The organism is Martelella lutilitoris (genome assembly GCF_005924265.1).
Classification (GTDB): Bacteria; Pseudomonadota; Alphaproteobacteria; order Rhizobiales; family Rhizobiaceae; genus Martelella; species Martelella lutilitoris.
In genome coordinates, this window is the sequence record NZ_VCLB01000002.1 from 355,359 (window position 1) to 373,506 (window position 18,148).

Here is an 18,148-nt window from a genome sequence, read left to right on the forward strand (position 1 = left end):
GGCAATGTTTGAGGAAAACCGCACTGACGATGCCGGCAACGAGCAGGAGATCCGTCTCCCGCCCGACCTGCCCGACAACGGCCATGACAGCGACCATCCCTCGATCTGGATGCCGTTTTCGGTCTTCATCGACGGCCAGGAGTTGGAGGGCGTGGGCATATCGCTTGTTGCCGCCTATGTCGGCGGCTGGGGCGGCGCCGATCTTGCCGGTCGCGATCTGATCGCCCGTTTCAGCTTCCAGTTCGACGGCTATTCGATCGTATTGCCGATCGAGGTGCGCGCCGGTCTCGAGGACCGCCGCAGCGGCGCCTACAAGCTCGTGTTTCTCGATCCGACCGGCCCGCATCTTGCGCATCTGCGCTATATGATGAACGCCTATCTGGCGGGCGACCTCATTGAGATCAACGAAGTGCTGCGCATCCCGCCTGAATACAAGAAAAAGTCGAAAGTCCTGGAGCCGCCGAAGCCGCCGACCGTCAAAGAGCGGCTTCGCAAGGTCTTCGGCCTGCTCTGGGTCGGCGCGCTTACCGTGGCCCTCATTGCGCTGACTGTCTGGACGATCCACTACCATATCTTCGTGCACAAGGTGCCCGGGCTTGCGACCGTGACGCCCGCCGGCCTGCCGTTGACGGCGCCGGAGGCAGGGCAGATCGCCTATGTCGACAGCCAGGCGCCGGAGGGCGGCGTGGTGTTCTCGCTGCAATCGGCGCGCGGCGGCGTGCTGAATTTCTCCAACCCCTGCAATTGCGACATCATGCTGACGTCGAACGGAACCGTCGGAGCGACCGTGCTTCCGGGCACCCCGATCGCCTATGTGAAAACCGGCGACGCCGGCCCGACGATCAAGGTGGTGATGCCGGACGATCTGTCGAAAATGTTGCTCTTCGGTGCCGAGGCGGAGGCCAGGTTGCCGGACGGACAGACGCTACCCTTGACGGTTGTCGACGTGAAGGCCGAAGAGGGCGGCTCCGGCTCGCGCAGCATCGTCAGCCTTTCGGCGCCGAGCGGCGCGCTGGGCGCGGGCGACATCGGCAAGACGGTGGCGCTTACCGTTACCAGCAAGCCCTACGCCAATCTGCTGACAAGGATCCGCGCCATGCTGCCTTTCTCGGGTCGGGCGCAATCGCTCTCGCAACGGGCCAATGACTGGCCGCTGATCGGCAATGCCTTTGCCGGAACGGTCGAGGAGCACGGGCAATGAGTGCGATCTATCCTCTCGTCATGTGCGGCGGCGTTGGCATGCGCCTCTGGCCGCTTTCGCGTCTCAACACGCCGAAGCAGTTTCACAGGATCGGCCCCGACAGTTCGCTCACCTTCTTCCAGGCGACGGTGGAGCGCCATAGCGGGGAAGGCTTTCATGCTCCCTATGTCAGCGTTGGCATGCGCTATGAGGATGTGGTGCGCGACCAGCTTGCGGCGATCGGCCGCTCGGGCGAGCTGATGATCGAGCCGACCGCCAGGCGGACGGGGCCCGCCGTGCTGGCGAGCGCCATCGCGATCAATGAGCGCGATCCCGGCGCGCTGATGGCCGTGCTGCCGTCCGATCACCTGATCGAGGGGGATTTCAGCAGCGTGCTTTTGAAGATGCGCGCGCCTGCCGCCGACGGACGGATCGTGCTGTTCGGCATCGAGCCTGCCTATCCGGAGGTCGGCTATGGCTATATCGTCGACAGCGGACCGAGCACGCGCTATCCAGGCGCGCACGATGTTTCCCATTTCATCGAGAAGCCGGCGCGACCGTTGGCCGAAAGGCTGATTGCCGGGGGCCATGCCTACTGGGCTTCGGGCGTCAGCCTGTTTCGCGCCGATGTGTTGATGGCGGAATATCAGCGGCTCGATCCGGAGACCTTCGCGGCGGTCAGCGAGGCGGTCCGCAATGCCGGCCGCAAGCCCGGCCGCACCGAGCTTTGCGACACACACTTCCGCCGCGCCCATGGTGAAGCGACCGAAAGTGTGGTGTTCGAACACAGCGACAAGGTGCTTCTGGCGCCTGCCGCCATTTCCTGGAGCGACGTCGGAAGCTGGCGATCGCTCTACGAGATCGGCGACAAGGACGGGGACGGCAATGTGCTTTCCGGCCATGTCGTGCCTGTCGATACCAGCAATTCCTATGTGCGGGCGTCCTCCGGGCGTCTGGTCGCGACCGTCGGCGTCGACAATCTCGCCATCGTCGATACCGAGGATGCTCTGCTCGTGACCTCGCTGGATCGCACCCAGGACGTGCGTATGGTGCTTGAAGCGCTGAAGTCGCGTGGGACCGCGGCCGGTGAAGTGGCTGAGCCGCTTGAACGGCCGGTTCGCTCCGGCGAAGGCTACGGCGTCTACGCGCTCGACATTCGCCCCGGCGAAGCCGTTTCTCTCGCCCCGCTCAAGGACGAACATCGCGTGCTGACGGTCTGTGCCGGGGCCGTTGAACTGGAGGGCGGCAGCGAGATCGGCCGGAAATGGCCGGGCGAGACCGTCAGGGTTGCTGCGGGCAGCGCCTGCCGGCTGCGAAACGGCGGCGGGGAGCCGGCCCGGCTGGTCGAGGTGCGCCACGCGGTCACGCCGGTCGTACCACTCGGCCTTCCGGTTCAGGCGCGCCCGCGCATGGTCTCGGGCGGAGAGGCAAAATGAGCGTGGTCGGCGGCCTTTGGAAGCGCAGCGTCCTGGCGCTGCTGCTGGTGCCGGCGCTTGTCGGCGCCGCAAAGGCCTTCGACCGCGAAGGCATCGAGACTATCAACCGCAACTATACCGCAATGATGGCGGCGCTGGAGGCCGATCCGGCGGACGGCGTTGACGCGCCGCTTGATGCCGCCTATCGGCTGCTGAACCACGGAGAGGACCGTCCCAAAGCGAACGAATCCGGCCCGGCGGGCTCGGACGCTGCGCCAACGGGCAGCACAAGACAGGGTGTGGTCGGAAAGGCGCTTGTCGCGCCGATCCTGCAGCAGGTCGCGCTCGAGGTCGGCAGCGCGGGGCACCGCGAACTGATGGAGGCGGCCGCGCCGTCGGGCGGCGAGGTGCTGGTGGTCAAAGCCGGGTCGCTGACACTCTCTGCCTTGCCCGATGCGCTCGAAAACAGCGGCTGGCAGGATTTTCTTATCGGCTCAGACGGAAACTACAGCCTCAATATTCCGCTGGTGATCATGGAAGACGGAACGCTCGTGATCCAACCCGGCGACAGGCTGGAATTGTCCGCCGACCGGGGCGCGTTTATCCTCAATCTCGGGGCTCTGACGGTGACCGACGCGACCGTCTCGGGCTCCGACGCGCAGCCGAGAGTTCCGGACTTCCACCCCTTCATCCTGACCGCGCGCGGCGGCCGCGCGATCATCACGGGGAGCCGGTTTTCAAATCTCGGTTTCGACACGCGGCCGCTGATGAGCGGCCTTGCTTTCGGCTCCAGCCCGTTTGCCTCGCTCAAGAGCCGGGGCACGGTCAGCGACACGGTTTTCGACAACGTCCGCTCGGTTGAAGTCACCGGCATCGAGGATTTCGTCTTTTCCCGCAACCGCATCCAGAAAGCCCGCGGGATCGGGCTCAGGCTGGAAAATCTGCAGGGCGGCGCAATCCGCGATAATGTGATTGTCAAGAGCGGCATGCATGGCATGCTGGCAATCGGAAGCACCGGCCTTGAGCTTTGGGGCAATATCTCCGCGGAGAATGCGGGGCGCGGTTTTTTCGCGCGCGACGGCGTGGGCCATCTCGTCGTCGCCGACAATGTCTTCGTCGCCAATCAGGATGAGGGGGTTGCGGTTGCCGGCGGGTCCTGTGTCGATATCCGCGGCAACGCCGTGCTGCGCAACCGCCGGGACGGCATTGCCGTTTCGCAAAGCCTTGGCGTCCGTCTTGCCGGCAATCTCCTGGTGCGCAATCAGGGGGCGGGCATCGCCATCAATGACAGTATCTCGCCGGCAGACAGCGTCGAGATCACGCAGAACCGGTTCATTGCCAACAATATCGGCATCACGGCCGAACGTTTCTCCGCGATCCGGCTGAGCGGCAACAATCTCTCCGACCAACTCCCGCTCCTTTTCGGCGGCGCGCTTCAATACGATACGCCGCGCTATCTCGGTTGGGCCCGCGCGCATGAGGATGATCCGGACGCCGTCTTCGAGATCTCGTCGGCGCGCGGCGGATCGCCGCTGATCTTCCAGGGCGACAGCAACGGCATGTTCCGCCTGTCCGACATGACCGGCTGCCATTTCGAGGAGCTGAAGTGAAATGGCGAGGCGTCGCACAAGCATCGGCCATTCGGCCGCCGTTCTGCTTTTTCTGCTCTTCATGAGCACGACACTTGCGGTTCCCCCGCCGGCGCAGGCGGGAATGTCGCTTCCGGCGTTCGCCTCAGCGCGTTTGTCGGAGCGGGAACTGCATGTCTTGCGGGTTGACTCGCGTTATGACCGGCAGCCGGGCCTCAAGGCGATCCGCGACAAGCTCGTCAATGACCAGCCGGTGACCACGGCGGAACTGCGGGTTCTGGCCAATGCCGGAGACGGGCTTGCCGCCTATGCGCTGGCGGAGCGCTACATCGACAGCGACCGGCCGGAACTGAGAGCGGATGCGGCGTTCTATTACGCAGTGGCGGTTGCCCGGGGACGCAGCTATGCGATCAATCCGCTTGTCGAAATCCTGAACGACGGGCAGACCGTCATTCCGCAGGCGCGTCTCGATAATATTGAAAGGGCGCTGTTGCTGCAGGCAAGCCAGGGCGACAGGGACGCGGTTGATGTCCTGTCGAAATTCTATCTCCAGGGCCGGCCTTTCGGCTACCGCCCCGACATGGCCGAAGCGTTGATGAAGGCCGGCGCTTCAGCCTCCAGAGACAGCCAACTGGCCCTGCGGACGGCGCTCTGGCTTGCTTCAAAGGAGCCCAACGATCCGGCGGAGATCATGGAAATCCGGCGATTTCTTGCGATCGCGCTTGAAAGCCCGGATCTGAGCGTGCGTACGGCTGCCGAAAATCTGATGCGTTCCTATCCGGACCCGGGGACGGCCATAGTGGAGGACGACGATGAATAAGGCCGGTTTGACGATTGCGGGCGTGATCGCCGCCCTTGCTGCGGCCGGCGGCACCCTGGCGCAGCAGGAGACAGGCCAGGCCGCGCCGAAACCGCCATTTCAGATGACCGAGACGCAGACGCCGCCGGCGGCCGCGCAATCCCCCGAGCAACCGGCAATGCAGCAACCGGCAACGCAGCAACCGGCAGCGCAGGAAGCGGCCTCTGACGACCAACCCGCGCCGGAACCGGAGGCGCCATCGACGCAGGAGACGCCAGCGCCCGAAGCTGCGGCATCCCCCCGACAGGCCGCTTCGGGCTCGCTTTATGGCTGCACCGGCCTCGAAAGCCTGGACCCGGCCGTGCTGGAAGGTGCCAACGGGTTCTTCTTCACGGTGAAGGACGATATCGCCATGCAGCAGGTCGCTGATCCTGCCCTCGTCGAGAGCATCAGCGATCTTGCGAAGCGTCTGCGCCAGCGCGGCACGGTTCTCGTCTACGCCCCCGTGCCCAGCAAGAGCCAGGCCATGCCCGATGACGTGCCCGATTCCGCATGGGTCTACGGCTACAACGAGACGGTCAATGAGGAGATCTATGCGCAGGCTCTGTCGCGGCTGAAGGCTGCGAGCGTCGTCGTTGTCGATCTGCAGTCGGCGCTCAGAAAGGCCGATCCGGCAACGCCGCCGTTCCAGAAGGCCGATCCTTTGTGGACGCCGGAGGGCGCGCGGCTTGCGGCGGAGGCCGTGGCGGCGGAGATCAAGGCGCTTCCGGCCTACCGCAAGGCGAACCTGATGACGTTCAAAACCACCGAACAGGACGAGATTTCGCGCCCCTCCGACCTGCGCACGGCGCTGCAGACCCATTGCAGCGCGCCGCTGCCGGCGGTCCGCGAGAAACGGTTCGAGACGACGGGCCAGGAGGCCTATGCCGCCGACAGGCCGTTCAACGTGCTGGGCTCCGACGCGCCCGCGCCTGCGGTTCTCGTCGGGTCGCGCTTTTCAGCCGGCGGCCAGAGCCATTTCGACGGGTTCCTGAGACAGGCGTCAGGTCTCGACGTGGCCAATCGCGCAAGCGCGGATGCCTATCCGTTCCAGTCGATCGACGCCTATCTGAAGTCGCAGGAGTTCCAGGACCATCCACCGCTGTTCCTGATCTGGGAAGTGCCGGCCGGCGCCAACCTGGCCCGGTTCGGCCCGCTGCCCTGGCTGACGCTCTCCGCCAACGCGGCCGGTGACTGCTCGGCCGAACACGCGACTTGCGGCAAAAGCGGAGCGGATGAATGACGGAGCATGCCAACACCGCCGGCAGCAGGATTTTCCGCGTCGCATTCGCCGTCCTTTTAAGCGCCGTCGTCTTCTCCGCAGGCGTCTCGACAGCCTATGCCGAAAAGCCGGCGATCGATTTTAGGCCGCCGGATATCCAGCCGGCCAAGGTCTGCGCGCAGCGCAAGTCCGACGACATGCTGAAACTGCAATGGTCCTCCTGGGACGGGGAGCGCCTGCCCCCGGGCATCGAATATCGCGATCTCGACACCGAACTGGCGCGGCTGCGCAATATCGACGCGAACAAGTATTTCGACACCATCAAGAAGGCCTATAACCTCCGGGCCAAGGTTGATCCCTATTACAACCGCACGGCCTATCTGCTCGACATGATCTCCCTCTATGTAAAGGCCGAGCGTTTCGCCGACCTGCGCGAGACCGGCTTTGTCGCCGAGCTGGAGGCAACCGGGCCGGCAGCTTCGGCGGCGACCGTCAATTTCCTCGGCGATCTCTATCTCGAAGGCCGCGCCGTGCCGCAAAACGAGCAGCGCGGCCTGCAGCGCAAGCTCCAGGCCGCCTATAACGGCAATCCGAACGCCGTTCTCGACCTTGCCGAGCGGACGGCCATGGGGCAGAGCGTGCCGGGTTGGGACATGCCGCCCAAGCTTGCCTTCACCCTCGGCTTTTCCTCGCTCCTCGGCAATCTCGATAGCGGCATATGCGAACGCGTGCGCCGTATCGCCCGGGCTTTCGAGACGGGCGAGGTCATTGCCCAGGATCATGCGCTGGCGGAGGAGTGGTACCGTTTCGCCGCCGAGCTCGGCGATCCGGAGGCGGCCTGGAAGGCCGCGCGCTATCAGCTTTCCGGCGACGGGCTCGCGCAGGACGATACGCTTTTAATGCGGTATCTGACCCAGGCTTACGAAGCCGGCATCGTTCCGGCGCGCCTTGCCATGGGATCGCTTTACGAACAGGGACGGCTGCTGACCCAGGATCCGGTCGCGGCGATGCGCATCTATGACGCGCTTGCCGCCGACGGCAGTGAGGACGGGCTGATCGCCGCGATCAGGCTGCAGGAAAGGCAGGGCATTGTCACGGAAGAGGACAAGCAGAAATATCGAGAGCGGCTGGTGACGCTGGCGCGCTTTCCCGATGCGCCCGGCTGGCCCTTCTCACGGCTCGGGACGATGCTGCAGGACGAATCCGGGCTGTTTGCCCAGGAAAGCGCGCGCGAAAACCTGTTTCAGGAGGCGGCGAAGCGCGATGATCCCGAGGGTAAGCTGCAACTCGGTCGCCTCTACCTTCAACGCGGCGATGAGGCCGACCGGCAGAAGGCGATCGCGCTGTTTGAAGATCTGGTGGCCGAGGACGGCAAGTCGCTCGCCATCGATGATCTGAGAAACGCGCTTCTGTGCCGTGCGCCGGACGGTCCCGAGACGGACCGGTGGGCGCCGTGGCAGGCGCTTGACCCCGACAATCTTCCGGAACTGCCGGACCATATCGAAGCCAAGGACCTGGCGAAACCCGAGATTGCCGACGCCCTGGCGCGTCTGCAGGCGGCAGCGCTCGGCGGCAGCGGCCAGGCGGCGGGCCGGCTGACGACGATCCTCTCCGATCTCAAGCCCACGCAATTCGAGGATATTGTCGCCCACTGGCGGGCGATGATGACGGGCAGGGCCGGCGGCGAGGCTTCCGTGCTTCAGGCGGCCTATGCGGCCGCACCCGATGATGCCAGCCGTACGGACGTCTTCGATGCGCTGAAGGCCCTTGCCGATGGCGGTGACCCCTACGCCAAGACCGCGCTTGCGGAAATCTACCTGGCCGACGTGCCGGCCGACGAAGTCATTGACGACGAGACGCTGGAAAAGGCGACGGACCTGATCGAGGCGGTCGGCGGCAGCGTCAAGGGATCAAGCCTCTGGCGGCTGGACGACGCCTATCGCGCGGCCGGCAAGAAACAGTTCCAGCCCTCCGACGCCATGTTGGCCGAGATCGCGACGGTCGGGGATTTCGAGGCGATGCTGTTTGCAGCCGCGCGTTCGGCGGACGAGGAAACGGCGGATTTCTACTATGACCGCGCTCTTTCCATCATGCCCTGCGACCTCAATGCGCTGGCGCGCAAGGCGCGCTACGCGCTCGATGCCGGAAGACCGGACGACGCGCTCAATGCGCTTGACGCGGCGCTGGCGCTCTCGCCGGAACAGGCCTGGCAGCAGGTCAAGCTTGCCGATATCTATCTGGCGCTCGGGTCAATCGATGACCGGAAAGAGGCCTATGATCTCTATGTCGCCGCCTTTCGCCAGGGTTACGAACCGGCGGTCTGGCGGTTGCTCGACTGGTTCTCGAGCGGCGACGGGCCGTTCTACGACGAGGCGCTACACGAGGAACTGCTGCTCCACCAGCTGAGAAATGCAAGTCCGGCCGCGCTCTACAGCGCTGTGGCAAAGCTCAGGAGCGCGCCGAAAAGCGTGTTCGACAATGTGCTGGCCCAATTCGATCTCAAGGATGCCTATCGGAGCGCGGCCAACGCCGGAGAACCGGTCGCCATGCGCGAGCTTTCCAAGCTCCTGCTGCAGGACGGTTCGACGCCGGACGATGTGAAGGAGGCGGCGAAGTGGCTCACCGGCGCGGCGAGTGCCGGCGATCCCGAAGCCATGATGATGCTGGCACAATCCTATGCTTTCGGGCTCGGCGTCGAGCCCTCGGCGGAAAAGGCGCGGCAATGGCTGCAGGCCGCAGCCAGCGCCGGAGACGAGACGGCGGGGACCTTGCTCTCCATCATGCGCGTACAGTAGACATCATTGAGCATTGGCACCGACCGAAAGGGAGCCCGATTTGGCCGAATTCAGCAGCGAGCGAGAGCAGTCCGGCTTTGGACGCCTCTCGAACCGGTTATATTCCGGTCCTTTCAGGTTCCGCCGCAACCTCTTTCTCGCAGGCGCCGCAGTGATCCTTGCCGCTGCCGCCGAGCCGCCCGCGCCCGATGCCGACAGCGATGCCTGTCCCGTCTTCCCCGCGCCGACCGTGACGCTCGATTATGGCAGCCGTTACGAGGAAAGCAGCAGCGACCGTTCCGAGCTCGATTCGGCGGGCAACGAGGAAGTGGATCTGGCGCTCAAGGATGCCGATGAATTCATCAGGCAGCTGGACGGGCTCGCCAATGACGCGCTGGTCAATCCGGTGCTAGCCAAGACAAGGGCGGATTGCGTCATCTCGGGCATCGCCGTCTGGGCCAATGCCGGCGCCTTCAGCGCGCTTGAGACGGAGAACGCGAAGATGACCTATGCCTCGCGGGTGGGCGGCATTGCCAGCGCCTACCGGCAGGTGCGCGACAAGACCGAGGACCTTTCCGAGGAGAAGACGGCGATCGAGGCCTGGTTGCGGAAGAATGCCGATTTCCTGACGGATTACTGGAGCAATGACGCGCCGCCCAAGGCGAAGATGGGCAACCTCAGACTCTGGGCCGCCTTTGCCGTGACGGAGGCGGCGCTGATCCTGCGCGAGCCCGAATATATCAACTGGGCGCTCGACAGCCAGCGCACCATTCTCGCGACGGTGGACGAAAACGGCAGCATGCCCTACGAGATGCGGCGCGGCGCCTATGCGCTCCACTACCAGCTTCACGCGCTGGCCCCGCTCACGGCTTCGGCGGCGCTGATCTGCCACAACGACTACACCTATTCCAAAGACGAGCAGGCGGCGATCGAAAGGGCCGTCGCCTTCGCGCTTGAGGGGATCGCGGAGCCGAGCGAGGTCGCGCTGGTTGCCGGCAAGCCGCAGACGGTCAAACAGGGGCTCAACAATCAGGAGCCGTTTTCGATCGCCTTCCTCGAGGCCTATCTCAGTCTGGAAAGCGATGCGGCGCTTGACCGCAAGCTCGCGCCTCTCCGGCCCCTGTCAAACTCCAAGCTGGGCGGAGACCTGACCTTGCTCTATCGCAACAACCCGGCCATGCAGCCAGGTTGTTTTGCGCCGAAAACAGCAAAGAGCGGTGATCAATAGAGGGCTGGCCGGCGCCGTCAGCGGCAGCGCTGCAGCTGCGCTTCGTAGATCTGCGTCATCTTCTGGGCGCGGGCGGCGGCGCTTTTTGCTACCGGTCGGCTTTTCCACACGCCGCGACTATAGCCGGCATGGCCGGAGTGATAGGCGAGGTAGAGATTGTAGGGGTCGTTGAGCGCGATGCCGTTCCTGATGTGGCTTTGGTTGTGATACCAGGCGATGAAATAGATCGCATCGCCGAAATCCGTGCGGCTGACGCCGCGCTGGCCGGTGCGGCTCTTGTATTCGGCCCAGGTGCCGTCAAGCGCCTGCGAATAGCCGAGCGCGCTGGAGGCGCGGGGACCGGGTATGAAGCCGAGGATTTTCTTGCGCGGCGGACGGGCATGGCTGTCGAAGGAAGACTCGACATAGATCGTCGCCATCAAAACGGAAACGGGAACGCCGTAGTCGCGCGAGGCCTTCTCGGCGTCGCGGCGCCAGTTTTCGAAGATCCCGTTCTTCTGGGCGAAAATCGCGCAGCTGTTACCGACATTGCTGACGGTCGTTGAGCAACCCGTCAGAACGGCCAGGCAGAACACTGCAAAGACAATCTTCAAGCGCGAAATAGACATGAGGCATGGTCTACGCGCGGGACCTTAAGGAAAGGTTTTTAAGAATGGTTAACGCCCGCATTGTTTTTCGCCGCTGCGGCCTGAAGGAGCGTCCGGCCGGCCTTTCCCGGCAATGCCGATTTCTTTCAACTTAATCTTTGACAGACGGGCGGCATGACGATAAGGGGACCGCCTGAAGATGAAGCGCAATGATCAGCGCATTTCGATCGGCGAAAGCCAGCCTTCAACCGCAACATGAGAGGGTTTGAACGTGGCGAAAGCGGAACTTGGCACAAAAAGAACATGCCCGGATACGGGCAAGAAATTCTACGACCTCAACAAGAATCCGGTGGTTTCGCCCTATTCGGGCAATTCCTGGCCGCTGAGCTATTTTGAGGATGAGGCTTCGATCGCCGTTGTCGAAAGCGAGGAAGAGGAAAACGAGGTTGCGGAAGTCGACGCCGAAAACGGCAACGGCGAGATGGGCGCGATCGCGGAATCAGACGATGACAGCCCCTCCGACAACATTCCCAATGTTGACGGCGACGATGATGACGACGTGGATGTCGATGACGACGACGACACCTTCCTTGAGACCGATGATGACGACGATGACGACGTCTCCGATATCATCGGCGTTTCGGACGACGACGACGACAACTGATCCTCTCGGTTGAGGGCTTTATCGCACTGACTTTGCAAGCCGTCGGATCGTCAGATCCGGCGGTTTTTTTCTTACAACGCGTCGGGCTGCATGGGCCATATCCTGCAGAAGCCGTCGCTTGAAATGTCTTCGGTTTTTGACATGACTGCCATTCGGAGCGACGTTCCGCGTTCTCTTGGGAGACGGTACGCACTTTTTTTCAGACATTGTTTTTTTATGGCTTGCATCCACTGAGAATCGACAGTAATAAGCCGCCACCCGACGCGATAAGCGTCGCTTCGAACCGCTAAGGCGGTCTGGAGGTTGGGGCTATAGCTCAGCTGGGAGAGCGCCTGCATGGCATGCAGGAGGTCAGCGGTTCGATCCCGCTTAGCTCCACCAAATTTTCCTTTTCCATCCGTTCTCTGCTTTCCGATGCGAATAGTGTCGGCTCGCCTCCTGCCGGCATCCGTCATGTACTTTCTGGCATCGACAGTATACTCGGTTAGCCTGGCATCACGTTGCGGGTCGCGCGCCCTGCGGGAGACTTCAAGTCGACCGCTTCGCGGGCAGGCAGTGACCGCGAAGCTCGTGAAGCCGCAACAGGAAAAGACGGAGCGGAAAGGCTTTTCCGCTCGCGGCAGTTGGAAGAGAGCATGAGCGAAGAAAACATTGAGAATGTCGCGGCCGCCTTTGTTGAAGCGCGCCGCGCAGCGACGCCCCTTGAGGCCTTCCCCGGCGATCTCCCGGAAACCCTTGAAGAGGCGTACCGGGTGCAGGACAGGGCGCTTCAGCTTGACGGCCGCCCGGTTGCCGGATGGAAGGTTGCCGGCGTGCATCCCGATCTTCAGCAGACGCTCGGCGCGACGCGCCTCGTCGGTCCGATCTTCGCCGATAATGTCCATCACCGGCCGGAAGGCGGCGTGGCCGAGGCTGCGGTCTTCGACGGCGGGTTCGCAGCGCTTGAGGCGGAATTCGCCGCCGTCTTCGCAAAGGATCTGGAGCCTGCCGAAGATGGTTTTTCCAATGCGGTCATCCTTTCCGCGCTTTCCGGCCTTCACGCCGGCGCGGAGATCGCCTCGTCGCCGCTGCCGAGCCTCAACGCTCTCGGCCCGTGCGCCGTCGTCAGTGACCACGGCAATAATGCCGGCGCGATTGTCGGTCCGGTGATCGCAGACTGGGAAGAGCTTGACCTTGAAGCAATGACCTCCCGCATGTTCGTCGATGGCGCGCTTGCGGGCGAAGGATCGGCCGCCAAGCCCGCCGGCGGGCCGTTCGAATCGATCCGCCAGCTTGCTGAAATCCTCCTGAGGCGCGGTCGCAAGATCAGGAAGGGCGATATCGTTCTGACTGGCATGACGACGGGCATTCACGCCGTGACACCAGGGGCAACCGCCCGCGTCGAATTCGCCGGCGCTGCTGTCTTCGAGATCGCGGTAAAAGCGGCTAAGCCGCGCTGACGCGACGGTTGCAAGCTGCCGGTCTGCGGGCAGCGCGCTTTACCGGCCGTCGCCCTGCTCCTCTTCCGACGCGCAAGGGTCGACCCTGCGCGACAAGGCGAACATCGCCGCAAAAACATCGGCCTTCAACGCGTTCCAACAGCTTTCCTCAACCTGTTTGCCTCCGTTCAGCCCGGCGCTTCCGTGTCGTCGCGGTTATGCATCATCCGCTTCAGGAAAGGCGCCAGGACGAGAAGGACGATGCCGGTGGCAATCGCCATAAGACCATAGACGAAGAAGCCGTGCTCGTAGATCGAGGCTTCCGCGGTGGGCGCTGCGCCCTTCGGCACGGCAGCATAATCGCCAATCACGCCGGCGACGAAATTGGCGGCGGCGGTGGCATAGAACCAGACGCCCATGGCATAACCGCCGAGCCGGCGCGGCGCGAGCTTGGTCGTCAGCGCCAGGCCGAGCGGCGACAGACAGATCTCGCCGATCTCGAAGACGATATAGAACAGCACGATCCACATCAGGCTCGCCTTGACCGTATCCCCGGTCTCGACGATGCCTACCGAGAGAACCCAGAAGGACAGGCCAAGGAAGATCGGGCCGAGGGCGTATTTGATCAGGTCGCTGACGGCATAGCCCTTGCGGGCAAGAAAGAGCCAGAGACGCGCGATGAAGGGCGAAAGGATGATCAGCACCAGCGCCGAGAAGGCCGTGCCCTCGCTTGCCGGCACGATCCAGCCGAAGACATTCCGGTTGATGTCGCGATCGGTGAACAGCGTGACCGAGATGCCCTGCTGCTGGTAGATCGCCCAAAAGGGGATCGAGAACAGGATCAGCACGAGCAGGATCAGCATGCGGCGGCGGCTTTCGGGGTCTTCCCTGGCCATGATGGCGAAGTAGGAAATCACCAGTGCCACACCAACGGCGAAAACGAACCACCCGGCCCATTCCGGCCGTGACAGAAGGATGGCCGACAGCCCGACCGCCAGCAGGATCGCAAGACCGACAATGGCATTCCAGCGGGCGCTGCCTGAGATCTCCGGCGGCCGGTCGCGCTTTTCCAGAAAGCGCCTGCCGGCCAGATAGGTGACAAGCGAGGCCATCTTGCCAAGACCCGCCAGCGCAAAGGCCATGGTGTAGCCGAACTTCGTGGCGATGATGCCGGCAAGAAGCGCGCCGGCAAAGGCGCCGATATTGATGCCCATGTAGAAGATGGTGAAGCCCGGCGCGCGGCGCGGATCGTCATCGGTGTAGAAATGGCCGAGAAGGGCGGAGATGTTCGGCTTGAACAGGCCGTTGCCGACGGCCATCAGCGCCAGCGCCAGGAACATCAGCTTCTCGCCGCCGAAGCCAAGCGTCAGATAGCCGAAGCCGACAATGATCGCCCCTGTGATGATGGCCCGGCCGAAGCCAAGCACCCGGTCGGCCGCAACGCCGCCGGCGACTGTGGTCAGATAGGCGAAAGAGGTATAGGCGCCGAAGATCAGGAAGGCCCGCGCATCGTCCATCTTCAGCACGTTGACGAGATAGAGCGTGAAGATCGAGACCATGGAATAATAGCCGAACCGCTCCCAGAATTCGGTCATGAACAACACGTAGAGGGCGCGGGGCTGCTTGGTATCGGGGGCAGGGGGCATGGCGGTCTCGCTTCACATTGCCTGCGGCCGGGCAAGGCGGGCCGCGCTTGACGTCAATCCGGCAGGCCGGACGGCATTCATCGGCGGCATTCGGCAAAGCGCGCGCTCACCGCGGTGGGCCTTGCCGGAAGCGATCGTTCCACGCCGGAAGCTCTCACGCAGGCGGCAGGCTAAAGAAGGCATTCCCGGCAGAATGCCGGGAATGACGAAATCAGCAAGGGCAAAATGCGTTTTCCGCGACGACGCGATCAGAAATCGCGTTCGAGGCGAACCCAGCCGAACCAGTTCTGCTGGTTCCAGCTGTCGTCGAGGAAGGCGTAGTTGATGTTCGTCCGCAGGTGGAAATCGTCGACGATCTCCCAGTCGGCGGTGGCGCCCGCCTCCCAGAACACCTTGTCGTTGCTGGCGACGTTATACTGCGTCTGCGGCGACAGGATGAAGTTCTCGGTGACGTTGAAATAGTAGTTGGCGGCCACCGCATATTTCAGATAGGTGCCGGCAATGGGGCTGTCATTCCAGTTGGCCGCGGTGAAGTCGGGGCCATAGGCAATGAAGCCGCTCTCATAGAGACCGGCGATTTCGAACGTGCCGGGACCGATGCCGACACCAGCCCAGGGGCGCAGCGCATAGGTCTCGTTATAGGTGTCCCAGGCGGCGTCGAACTTGAAGTAGTTGCTGTCGGAGACGATGTAGCCGAGGCGGGCGGCGAGGCCGAGCTTGGGATAGTTGGTGTCGCTGAGGCCGACGTTGCCCGGCGTCATTGCATCAAGCTCGAGGGCGGCCTGAAAATGGTCGGCGCCGTTATAGGCGATGCGGATCGCGTTGTAGCGGCTCACATTGTCGATATTGTCGAGTTCGCCCCAGAGGTCTTCGTTCCAGTAGCCCTTGATGTAACCGGCGCGCAGCGCGAGCGCATCGCCGATGTCGATATAGGCCTCGTCAAAAGCGAAGTCATCGCCGGTGCCGTTGGAGTAGAAATAGAGTTCCGGGACCATGCGCGATGTCAGCGTACCGAGTTCGGTATCGGACTTGGCGGTGATCTCCAGATTGGTCTTGACGTAGGGATACCAGTCGCCGTCAGCCGCCGAACCGGTCTGGATGCCGCCGAATTTCGTCTCGAAGCGGACATAGCCGCCAATATCAAGGCAGGTCTCCGTGCCCGGTATATAGAAATAGCCGCTGCCGAAGGCGTCACAGACTTCGACGTAATTGGCCGTGACCGGCTCGATCATCACGACCGGGTCGGCTGCCTTGGCGCCTGTTGCGGCTGCAAGCAGCGAGGCGGAGCCGATGAGAAAAAAATTGGTCTTCATGGTCAGTACTCTCCAGAGCCCTTGATAATCATCACACGAACGCAGGGACGCCATGACGCACTCGGTTGTTATTGTGTTCAATCGATTATTGGCGATTGCATTGACGACTATACGTTTACCTGTTTGAAACACAATTGCCGCCGTCGGATTCTTGTCATGTTCCGGCCGGATTCCGTTTCGATGGCGCGGGAGTGTTGTCGAACGGCAACTTTTTCGCGCGATCAAGAGGGGCGGAGCCGCCCGCGCCCGGTCGTCCGGCGTCAAAAAGAAACGACTAGAAAATAAAAAGAAAACATATTGTTATGCTGATATTCGGGAAGCGCATGGGTGTTTCCACGCGACTGTTGAAACGCGCAAAGGCTTGGCCGGGAGGACGCGCAGGGCGCAACCACGACGCAACCGCGGTCTGGCAGAAGCCAGCTTGTCTGCGCTCCGAAGGAGGCGAACGCCCGCCCCGCGACCGGCCGAGCTGCCTGCGGCAATCGGTCGTCGTTCCCTGAACCTCTCCGCCCGCAATTTTCGGTCTCTTGCCGCTTGCCCGCAAGGCCGGTTTGGAGTATCAGCGATTTCGGTGAAAGGGGCCGTAGCTCAGCTGGGAGAGCGCTGCAATCGCACTGCAGAGGTCGGCGGTTCGATCCCGCTCGGCTCCACCAACCACCTTCGACATTCGCTCCGGTCGTCCCTCAGTTCTTGTCTTCGGGCAGGACCGGCAGCGGCATGATCTCGATGCCCTCTTCCAGAAGATCGCGCACCTCGTCGGGCTTTGCCGCGCCGATGATGCCGCGTTCCTTCGCCTCGCCGTAGTGGATCTTGCGTGCTTCCTCGGGAAAGCGCTCGCCGACATCCTCTGAACTGGCGCGGATCTCGGCCACGGCCTGCCGCAGTTTCTCGACAGCCTCGCGCTGCGCCTTGTCGACAAGGGCGGCCTTGCGCTCATCCTTACTGCGCGCGGTGGAGACCTGCGGCGCCATCAACCCCTTGGTGATCTTCGCCGAATTGCAGACCGGGCAGGTGAGAAAACCGCTTTCAACCTGACGGTCGAAATCATCGCTGCCGGAAAACCAGCCTTCAAAGGCGTGGCCGTTGTCGCAGGAGAGGGAATAATGGATCACGGGGTCGGTCTTTCACTCAGGCCTTTTCGGCGCCGGCTTGCGTCGCCTGTCGCTCTTCAAGCGAAAAGGGACGGATATTCTTCAGGTTCGGCACCTTGCCGCGCGCTTCAGCCACCTGGTCGGTGTCGATCTCGGCGGTAATCACCGCCTCGCCGACATCGCCGGCCTCGGCAAGCACATGGCCCCAGGGATCAATGATGATCGAGTGGCCGAAGGTCTCGCGACCGTCCTCGTGGACGCCCGCCTGGGCGGCGGAAATCATGAAGGCGCCGTTCTCGATCGCGCGGGCGCGCTGCAGCACGTGCCAGTGGGCCTCGCCGGTCTGCTTCGTGAAGGCGGCGGGCGCCGTCAGCACCTCGGCGCCGGCAAGCGCATAGGAGCGGAAGAGGTCGGGAAAGCGCACATCGTAGCAGATCGCCATGCCGAGGCGCGCAAAGGGCAGGTTCGCCAGAAGAGCGGTCTCTCCGGGCCGGTAGACCGCGCTTTCGCGCCAGCTCTCGCCATTGTCGAGGTCGACGTCGAACATGTGGATCTTGTCGTAGCGCGCCGCGACAGTCCCGTCGGGCGCAAACAGGAGCGCGCGGTTGGCGACCATGTCGTCGCCGACGGCAATCGCCGTTGAGCCGATATGCAGGTAGACGCCATGCCTTTCGGCAAGCGATGACGCCGTGCGGACGACGATATCGTCGTCCTCGCCCTTCAGCACCGCCATCAGCGCCTTGCGGTTCTTCTGCACCGCGCCGGTCATTTCCGGCGTCTGGATATAGCCGGCACCCTTCGCGACAGCCTCTGCGACCAGTCGCGACAGGGTCTCGGCGTTTTCCTCGGGGTCGGTACCGGAACGCATCTGCAGGGCGGCGGCGGTAAAGCGGGTCATGTGGAGTTCCTCAGCGGGCAAGAAGCGGATCGAGCTGGCCCGCGCGGTCCAGGGCGAGAAGGTCGTCGCAGCCGCCGATATGACGGTCATCGATGAAGATCTGCGGGAAGGTCGAGCCGCCATTGGAGCGTTCGATCATCTTCGCCCTGACATCCGGGGTTTCGGTCGCGTTGTATTCGGTAAAGTCGACGCCCTTGTCGGCGAGGAGCTTTTTTGCGCGCGCGCAGAAACCACAGAATTCCCGTGTGTAGATCTCGACATTCGCCATGATGAACTGGGGTCCTT

15 protein-coding genes and 2 tRNA genes are annotated in these 18,148 nt (G+C 63.2%); 11 read left to right on the top strand and 6 right to left on the bottom strand.

Features of this window, described 5'->3' with window-relative positions; all coding sequences use genetic code 11:
* The first annotated feature begins 4 nt into the window (after nucleotides 1–4).
* From FF124_RS04425 to FF124_RS04455, 7 genes are read left to right on the top strand one after another with little or no spacing between them, the layout of a single operon-like run.
* On the top strand, nucleotides 5–1,201 hold the full coding sequence (locus FF124_RS04425) for a hypothetical protein (protein ID WP_138747269.1): 1,197 nt from the start codon (nucleotides 5–7) through the stop codon (nucleotides 1,199–1,201).
* Nucleotides 1,198–2,616: a mannose-1-phosphate guanylyltransferase gene (locus tag FF124_RS04430; RefSeq protein ID WP_138747270.1), complete on the top strand. Its 1,419-nt coding sequence runs from the start codon at nucleotides 1,198–1,200 to the stop codon at nucleotides 2,614–2,616. The genes FF124_RS04425 and FF124_RS04430 overlap by 4 nt, the downstream gene beginning before the upstream one ends.
* Nucleotides 2,613–4,205, top strand: coding sequence for a right-handed parallel beta-helix repeat-containing protein (locus FF124_RS04435; protein WP_187326806.1), 1,593 nt, complete (start codon nucleotides 2,613–2,615; stop codon nucleotides 4,203–4,205). Before FF124_RS04430 ends, FF124_RS04435 begins: the two co-directional genes overlap by 4 nt.
* Before the next feature lies 1 nt (nucleotide 4,206).
* Nucleotides 4,207–5,004, top strand: a complete 798-nt coding sequence (locus FF124_RS04440; RefSeq protein WP_138747272.1) for a hypothetical protein — start codon at nucleotides 4,207–4,209, stop codon at nucleotides 5,002–5,004.
* Nucleotides 4,997–6,265, top strand: coding sequence for an alginate O-acetyltransferase AlgX-related protein (locus FF124_RS04445; protein ID WP_138747273.1), 1,269 nt, complete (start codon nucleotides 4,997–4,999; stop codon nucleotides 6,263–6,265). The genes FF124_RS04440 and FF124_RS04445 overlap by 8 nt, the downstream gene beginning before the upstream one ends.
* On the top strand, nucleotides 6,262–9,039 hold the full coding sequence (locus tag FF124_RS04450; RefSeq protein WP_138747274.1) for a tetratricopeptide repeat protein: 2,778 nt from the start codon (nucleotides 6,262–6,264) through the stop codon (nucleotides 9,037–9,039). The genes FF124_RS04445 and FF124_RS04450 overlap by 4 nt, the downstream gene beginning before the upstream one ends.
* 40 nt (nucleotides 9,040–9,079) lie before the next feature.
* Nucleotides 9,080–10,246, top strand: coding sequence for an alginate lyase family protein (locus tag FF124_RS04455; RefSeq protein ID WP_138747275.1), 1,167 nt, complete (start codon nucleotides 9,080–9,082; stop codon nucleotides 10,244–10,246).
* Between the two features lie 17 nt (nucleotides 10,247–10,263).
* Here FF124_RS04455 and FF124_RS04460 read toward each other — a convergent pair whose 3' ends face one another.
* Nucleotides 10,264–10,839 (bottom strand): transglycosylase SLT domain-containing protein, encoded by a 576-nt coding sequence (locus tag FF124_RS04460; protein WP_187326817.1) that lies wholly within the window; start codon nucleotides 10,837–10,839, stop codon nucleotides 10,264–10,266.
* A 265-nt stretch (nucleotides 10,840–11,104) separates the two neighbouring features.
* Here FF124_RS04460 and FF124_RS04465 point away from each other — a divergent pair, with 265 nt between their 5' ends.
* The 3 genes from FF124_RS04465 (at nucleotide 11,105) to FF124_RS04475 (ending at nucleotide 12,936) form a co-directional block, all read left to right on the top strand.
* Nucleotides 11,105–11,497, top strand: coding sequence for a TIGR02300 family protein (locus tag FF124_RS04465; RefSeq protein WP_138747277.1), 393 nt, complete (start codon nucleotides 11,105–11,107; stop codon nucleotides 11,495–11,497).
* Between the two features lie 305 nt (nucleotides 11,498–11,802).
* A tRNA-Ala gene (locus tag FF124_RS04470) sits at nucleotides 11,803–11,878 on the top strand.
* Between the two features lie 254 nt (nucleotides 11,879–12,132).
* Entirely contained in the window at nucleotides 12,133–12,936 is an 804-nt protein-coding gene (locus FF124_RS04475; protein WP_138747278.1) for a 2-keto-4-pentenoate hydratase, read from the top strand.
* 167 nt (nucleotides 12,937–13,103) lie between these two features.
* On the opposite strand, the gene FF124_RS04480 is transcribed toward FF124_RS04475, so the two are convergent.
* Both FF124_RS04480 and FF124_RS04485 read right to left on the bottom strand, forming a co-directional pair.
* Nucleotides 13,104–14,561, bottom strand: a complete 1,458-nt coding sequence (locus FF124_RS04480) for a peptide MFS transporter (protein WP_138747279.1) — start codon at nucleotides 14,559–14,561, stop codon at nucleotides 13,104–13,106.
* A gap of 248 nt (nucleotides 14,562–14,809) precedes the next feature.
* Nucleotides 14,810–15,874 (bottom strand): porin, encoded by a 1,065-nt coding sequence (locus FF124_RS04485; protein ID WP_187326807.1) that lies wholly within the window; start codon nucleotides 15,872–15,874, stop codon nucleotides 14,810–14,812.
* Between the two features lie 577 nt (nucleotides 15,875–16,451).
* Between FF124_RS04485 and FF124_RS04490 the strand changes: the two genes are divergently transcribed.
* Nucleotides 16,452–16,527 (top strand) — tRNA-Ala (locus FF124_RS04490).
* Nucleotides 16,528–16,557: 30 nt separating this feature from the next.
* Here the strand turns inward: FF124_RS04490 and FF124_RS04495 are convergent.
* The 3 genes from FF124_RS04495 to grxC are packed head-to-tail and all read right to left on the bottom strand — an operon-like array spanning nucleotide 16,558 to nucleotide 18,131.
* Nucleotides 16,558–16,986 (bottom strand): DUF1178 family protein, encoded by a 429-nt coding sequence (locus FF124_RS04495; RefSeq protein ID WP_138747281.1) that lies wholly within the window; start codon nucleotides 16,984–16,986, stop codon nucleotides 16,558–16,560.
* Nucleotides 16,987–17,002: 16 nt separating this feature from the next.
* Nucleotides 17,003–17,863, bottom strand: coding sequence for a carbon-nitrogen hydrolase family protein (locus FF124_RS04500; protein ID WP_138747282.1), 861 nt, complete (start codon nucleotides 17,861–17,863; stop codon nucleotides 17,003–17,005).
* Nucleotides 17,864–17,873: 10 nt separating this feature from the next.
* On the bottom strand, nucleotides 17,874–18,131 hold the full coding sequence (grxC, locus tag FF124_RS04505; protein WP_138747412.1) for a glutaredoxin 3: 258 nt from the start codon (nucleotides 18,129–18,131) through the stop codon (nucleotides 17,874–17,876).
* Nucleotides 18,132–18,148 lie beyond the last annotated feature (17 nt).

What these genes read in the sequence shown, in the direction of transcription:
- FF124_RS04425 (WP_138747269.1), top strand. Translation starts at nt 5, where the DNA reads ATGTTTGAGGAAAACCGCACTGACGATGCCGGCAACGAGCAGGAGATC.
- FF124_RS04430 (WP_138747270.1), top strand. Translation starts at nt 1,198, where the DNA reads ATGAGTGCGATCTATCCTCTCGTCATGTGCGGCGGCGTTGGCATGCGC.
- FF124_RS04435 (WP_187326806.1), top strand. Translation starts at nt 2,613, where the DNA reads ATGAGCGTGGTCGGCGGCCTTTGGAAGCGCAGCGTCCTGGCGCTGCTG.
- FF124_RS04440 (WP_138747272.1), top strand. Translation starts at nt 4,207, where the DNA reads ATGGCGAGGCGTCGCACAAGCATCGGCCATTCGGCCGCCGTTCTGCTT.
- FF124_RS04445 (WP_138747273.1), top strand. Translation starts at nt 4,997, where the DNA reads ATGAATAAGGCCGGTTTGACGATTGCGGGCGTGATCGCCGCCCTTGCT.
- FF124_RS04450 (WP_138747274.1), top strand. Translation starts at nt 6,262, where the DNA reads ATGACGGAGCATGCCAACACCGCCGGCAGCAGGATTTTCCGCGTCGCA.
- FF124_RS04475 (WP_138747278.1), top strand. Translation starts at nt 12,133, where the DNA reads ATGAGCGAAGAAAACATTGAGAATGTCGCGGCCGCCTTTGTTGAAGCG.
- FF124_RS04480 (WP_138747279.1), bottom strand. Translation starts at nt 14,561, where the DNA reads ATGCCCCCTGCCCCCGATACCAAGCAGCCCCGCGCCCTCTACGTGTTG.
- FF124_RS04485 (WP_187326807.1), bottom strand. Translation starts at nt 15,874, where the DNA reads ATGAAGACCAATTTTTTTCTCATCGGCTCCGCCTCGCTGCTTGCAGCC.
- FF124_RS04500 (WP_138747282.1), bottom strand. Translation starts at nt 17,863, where the DNA reads ATGACCCGCTTTACCGCCGCCGCCCTGCAGATGCGTTCCGGTACCGAC.
- grxC (WP_138747412.1), bottom strand. Translation starts at nt 18,131, where the DNA reads ATGGCGAATGTCGAGATCTACACACGGGAATTCTGTGGTTTCTGCGCG.